The organism is Micromonospora sp. DT229, assembly GCF_049844505.1.
Taxonomy (GTDB): domain Bacteria; phylum Actinomycetota; class Actinomycetes; order Mycobacteriales; family Micromonosporaceae; genus Micromonospora.
Map to the genome: position 1 here is coordinate 1 of NZ_JBNCLD010000041.1, position 5601 is coordinate 5601.

3 protein-coding genes are annotated in these 5601 nt (G+C 68.8%); all 3 read left to right on the forward strand.

All coding sequences use genetic code 11. From position 1 onward, the window contains the following. Positions 1-376: 376 nt before the first annotated feature. The 3 genes from ACLQ2T_RS29075 to ACLQ2T_RS29085 all read left to right on the forward strand — a co-directional run bounded on the left by ACLQ2T_RS29075 (position 377) and on the right by ACLQ2T_RS29085 (position 5303). Complete coding sequence (locus tag ACLQ2T_RS29075; RefSeq protein ID WP_425736061.1) at positions 377-3469, forward strand: Tn3 family transposase; 3093 nt, start codon at positions 377-379, stop codon at positions 3467-3469. 624 nt (positions 3470-4093) lie between these two features. After that, on the forward strand, positions 4094-4321 hold the full coding sequence (locus tag ACLQ2T_RS29080; RefSeq protein WP_425736060.1) for a hypothetical protein: 228 nt from the start codon (positions 4094-4096) through the stop codon (positions 4319-4321). Positions 4322-4715: 394 nt separating this feature from the next. Then, on the forward strand, positions 4716-5303 hold the full coding sequence (locus ACLQ2T_RS29085; protein ID WP_425769550.1) for a recombinase family protein: 588 nt from the start codon (positions 4716-4718) through the stop codon (positions 5301-5303). Positions 5304-5601: the final 298 nt, after the last annotated feature.

Genomic DNA, 5601 nt, shown 5'->3' on the forward strand with positions numbered 1-5601 from the left:
CGCGTAACCCCGACCACCAGGGCCTCTAGCGAACGGTCAAACCCAGTTCGGACATAGGCTCCCGAACCACCCTCTGACAACTCGGCGTAAGCAGCAGAATTGGATCATCGGGCAAGCGCCCCTCTCCCCGGCAAGGGCAAACTCTGGGTTCTTGCCATACCCGGACCACCGCGGCGGCACCGATCAGGAAGGACTGAGCGGCAGGCGCGGCCGGCGGCTAGGCCATCCGCGCGCCGCAGGCTGACGCGATTACGGGGGCGGCACCGCTAGGCCCGTGACTAACGATCTTGCGGGAACTGGCGTTAAGCGTCTGGGCTGAGGTCATGGCCAGCCGATGGGTATTCGGCTTCGCGGATGTCGCGTAGTTTGATCGTTCGTGTCTGAGGTGGACGAGCAGCAGGTCGGGGACGGGGACGAGAGGTCGTTTCTGTCGGCGCGGCAGGTCGCGACGTACGGGTGTTTCGACGGGCCGCCGCCGGTGGAGGACTTGGAGCGGTTCTTCTTCCTTGATGACGCTGACCGTGTGTTGCTGGCCAAGCGTCGGGGCGACGGCAACCGGTTGGGGTTCGCGCTGCAGTTGACGACGGTGCGGTATCTGGGCACGTTCCTGGATGACCCGATCGATTTGCCGTCGGTGGTGGTGGACGTGCTGGCTAGCCAGTTGGGAATCGCGGACGCCTCGTGTGTGAAGACGTACGTAGAGCGGGCGAACACGAAGTGGGAGCACCGTCGGGAGATCATCGTTGCCGACGGGTGGCGGGAGTTCGCCGACGTCCGCGAGGACTTGACTGCTTGGATTGATCATCGGGCGTGGACGACGGGTGCGGGCCCGAAGGTGATCTTTCAGGGGGTGCTGGCGTGGTTGCTGGCCCGTCAGGTGCTGCTGCCTGCGGTGCGGGAGTTGGAGCGGCTGGTGGCCCGGGTGGTCCGCTTGTCGCACGTGCGGTTGTGGACGACGCTGGCGGCGATGGTGACCGCTTGGCAGGCCGGTCTGCTGCTGGACTTGGTCGAGGTGCCGCCGGGGCGGCGGGTATCGCCGCTGGAGAGGCTGCGTCAGGGTCCGGTCGACCGCACCGGCAAGGCGATGGCGGGCGCGTTGAGCCGGGTCGCTGAAGTCGCGGATCTCGGCCTTGGGCAGGTGGACCTGGGTGTGGTGCCGCGGCGGCGGGTGGTCGACCTGGCCCGTCGGGGCATGTCGGCGAACGCCACGGACCTGCGCCGGACGAGTCCGTATCCGAAGCGGCTGGCGACGTTGTTGTCGACGGTGGTGTACCTGGAGGCCAAGGCCACCGATGACGCCCTGGAGCTCTTCGATGTGATCATGACGAGCGAGTTGCTGGCGCGTGCCGAGCGTCAGTCCAACGCCGACAAGGCCAAGCGGTACCCGCGGGTGGCCCGTGACGCCTCCAAGCTGGCGGCGGCGGTGGCGGTGCTGCTGGCGTCCGAGGATTGGAGCGAGGACCTGACGGTCGCGCGGTTGTGGGACGCGATCGAGGACGTGGCCTCTCGGGCGGAGTTGCGCGGCGCGGTCGAGCGGGTGCACCAGGTGGTGCCGCCGGGGGTCGATCCGGATGGTGAGTGGCGGACGGCGTTGTTGACCCGCTATCCCCTGGTCCGGCGGTTCATTCGGCTGCTGACCACCACCATCGAGTTCGGGGCCACCACGGACGCCGCGCCCGTGCTGTACGCGCTGACCAGCCTGCCGGACCTGCTCGACGCCGACGCGACCAGGCGGGTGCCGGCCGGTTGTCTGGACGCCCGGAAGGTCGCCATCGAGGTGATCACCCCCGGTTGGCGGAACCTGGTGCTGCGCAAGGACCGGCCGGCGGAGACGGTGGACAAGGTCGCCTACGTGTTCTGTGTGCTCGACCAGTTCCACCAGCGGCTACGCCGCCGTGACATCTTCGCCGCCGCCTCCTCACGCTGGGCCGATCCGAGGGCGCTGCTGCTGTCGGGCGCGGCGTGGCAGGCCCGGCGGGCGGATCTGCTGGACTCTCTTCAGCTTCCCGACGACCCGGCCGACTTGCTGAGCGCGTACTCGGCTGAGCTGGACGGCATGTGGAAGCACATGGCGCGGCGGGTCGAGGCCGGGGACGTGACGGTCGACGGCGAGGGCCGGGTGCGCGTCGCCGCGGTGAAAGCCGTACCCGAACCGGACTCCCTGGGCGAGCTGCGGGAGCGGTGCGAGGCGATGATCCCGGAGGTCGACATCGGGGAGTTGCTGCTGGAGGTGATGGGCTGGCAACCGGGTTTCGCCGCCGCCTACACCCACGTCTCCGGTGGCGCCCGCCTGGACGCCGGCATGGACCGCACCCTCGCGGCGGTGCTCACCGCCCAGGCCCTCAACGTCGGTTGGAAGCCGGTCATCACGGCGGGTAATCCGGCGTTGACCCGCTCGAGGATCAGCCACGTGTACCAGAACTACGTGCGCGCCGACACCCACGCCGTGGCCAACGCGGTGCTGATCAGCGGGCAGGCCGGGATCGGTACAGCGGAGGTGTGGGGTGGCGGGCTGGTCGCCGCCGTTGACGGCACCCGGTTCGTGGTGCCGGTGCGCTCGATCCACGCCCGGCCGAACCCGAAGTACTTCGGCCGCAAACGCGGCGCCACCTACCTCAACATGATCAACGATCAGGGGGTGGGGATCGCGGGCATGGTGTTGTCCGGCACCCCGAAGGACTCCCTGTACGCGGTGGACCTGATGTACCGCCGCGACGGCGGGCCACGCCCGGAGGTGTTCGTCTCCGACACCGGCTCCTATTCCGACATGGTCTTCGGCCTACTCAAGCTTCTCGGCGTGGACTACCGCCCGGAGCTCGCCGGACTACCCGACCAGAAACTGTGGCGGGTCAACCCGAGCGCCGACTACGGACCCCTGAACACCGCGGCACGCGGGAAGATCGACCTGGCGAAGGTCCGCCGGCACTGGCCGGACATCTGCCGAATCGCCGCCTCGGTGCACTCCGGCGCGATCAGCGCCTCCGACGTGATGCGGATGCTGCAGCACGGCGGCAACCCCACCCAACTCGGCGACGCCCTCGCGCACCTCGGCCGGATCTTCAAGACACTGCACGTGCTGTCCTACGCCGACCGGGAGGGCTACCGACGCGACATCAAGCGGATCCGCAACCTCCAGGAGGAACGCCACGGCCTGGCCAAGCACGTCTTCCACGGCCGCAAGGGCGAACTGCGGGAGGCATACCACGCCGGAATGGAAGACCAACTCGGCGCCCTCGGTCTGGTCGTCAACGCGATCACGCTGTGGAACACCGTCTACCTGGACCGGATTCTGGCCACACTGCGCGCCGACGGCTACCAAGTGCGCGATGCCGACGTCGCCCGACTTCACCCCTACTGGTTCAAGCACGTCAACGTCCACGGCCACTACAGCTTCACCCCGCCCGACCTCGACGCCGACGGCCGCCGCGCCCTACGGGACCCCGAGCAACCCGACCCGGACGACGCCTGACACGCCGGGTCGAACGGACGATCAACCATCCGGGATCTCCGCAGGGCGATTACGTCAACCGTCCGGTGTGGCGGCCCCGGCCAGGGCCGCTGGGGAGCGCGGCGAGCCCAGGCGGGTGTGACGGGAAGGTGCTCGTGCCGCTCGGTGCTTCCCGTCGTTGGCCTTTTCGCCTCATGCCCCCACCCCCGTGCATGCGCATGCGCATGCGCAGATGCACGGTGCACGTCGCGGTCATGGTGATGGCACAAACATGCTCACCCCCGGGCTGTACACGACATCAGCACCGCGGGTAAGCGCGATGGCGCCGCCTGCCCTTGGCGTGAGGTTGGCAGCCCCAGCCCGCCGCCTGCGATTGGGAAGGGGCACGGCTGTCACCACCTGCCCCGCGTACGCCCCCATCCGGGTGGTCTCCCGACCGCCGCCGAACGAGGCGGCGGCATCGGCATCACTGGCCGTCCTGGTGGCGCGCGCCGCGCACGGTTCGGCAGGTCGCGAAGAACATCCAACTTTCGCGACGCCGCAACGCCTACCCTGGCCGGGAACCGGCCGGCTTGAGGGGAGGGGGCTGGCATCAGCGAACTCGTCGTCGCCTGCCATCCGCGACACTGGGGCGGCCCGGTCATTGTGTTCATCCGCGTGCGCCAGTTGGCGGTGCTGCCCGAATCGATGCTGCAGATCACCGGGACGCAGCTCAGCCGCGACGGCACACCCTGGGGCGAGATTACCGTGCGCATCCAGCGGCGGGCGCTGGCGGAGGTGATCGACCATCCACCCCGCGCCGCCGCCGCTGTCGACGGGATCGCCGCGCTGGCCTGGTCCCTCGCCGGCCACCCACCCGAGGGCGTGCCATGATGCGCCCGTGGCCGGCACCCCACCCCCCGGGTGCCGGCCACGCCACGCGCCGGCGGCGACCCGGGACGCGGCGGGGAACAACACCCGGGATGCGCCGACAACGCCCCCACACTGTAGGCATCGACCGGCATCACCGCCGGATGGCGCGCCGAAGCTGCCCGCGGTGTCGCCCGCCCAGCCGAGCCTGCGGTGGCCGGGCGCGCCATCCGGTCACTGTTGGCGGCGAGCGCCCGGGCGAGAACACTCAGTAGGGTCCAGGGCGTCGAGGATGCGTCCGGTAACGACCGTTCGCTTGACACCCGGGCACCGGTGATGTTCGCCCAGGTCGCATCTGTAACGGAACCCGTGTCCGCGCCTTCGTAACGCGATCGGGGGTTCGCGATACAGTCACCGCATGCGGATCGGCTACGGACGGGTCTCCACCCGCGACCAGAACCCCAACGCCCAGCACGATGCACTCACCGCGGCCGGCTGCGAGCAGATCTTTGTCGACAAGGCGTCCGGCAAACTCGCCCGCCGCCCCGAACTCGACAAGGCGCTCCTGGTCGCGCACCGGCCCGGGGATCAGCTCGTGGTCACCAAACTCGACCGGCTCGGCCGCTCCCTGGAACACCTCATCGAACTTTCCGCACAGCTGCAGCAGCGCGGCGTCGACCTGGTCGTGCTCGACCAGAAGATCGACACGTCAACCGCAATGGGCCGGATGTTCTTCCAGATCCTCGGCTCCATCGCCGAGTTCGAACACGCCCTCATGTCCGAACGCACCCTCGACGGCCTGGCAGCCGCCCGCGCTCGCGGTCGCACCGGCGGCCAGAAACCCAAGCTCACCCCGCGCCAGGTGAAGATCGCGCGGGAGATGTACGAGGAGACCGGACCCGACGGACGCCGACTGCACACCGTGGAGGAGATCGCCGCTGAGTTCGGCGTCACCCGCCCCACCATCTACCGGCACCTGTCCAAGCTGCCCACCGAGGCCGGCTGAACAGAACGGACACCCACCCCACAGTCCTGCGAGCATCGCGGCTGCTTTCCGTCCACTCGTCCAGCGACTTTGGGGCTTGGTGACACCTACCCAAGCAGCACAAGTCAGCAACGCCTCGCGCGAACCGAAGCCGGATCACCCAGATCAACTTTTGGCCCCTCCTCGCAAGATCGTTATTGACCACCTGTTTGCCCTGGTCAGCGATATCCGTTGATTTTTCCGCTAGTACGGCAGCCGCCGTTTGAGATTTCGCTGATGGGAGCGGGTAGAGGTGGCGCGGCCACCGCGTGATCGTCTG

Coding starts and splice junctions, on each gene's coding strand:
- ACLQ2T_RS29085 (WP_425769550.1), top strand. CDS start 4,716: ATGCGGATCGGCTACGGACGGGTCTCCACCCGCGACCAGAACCCCAAC.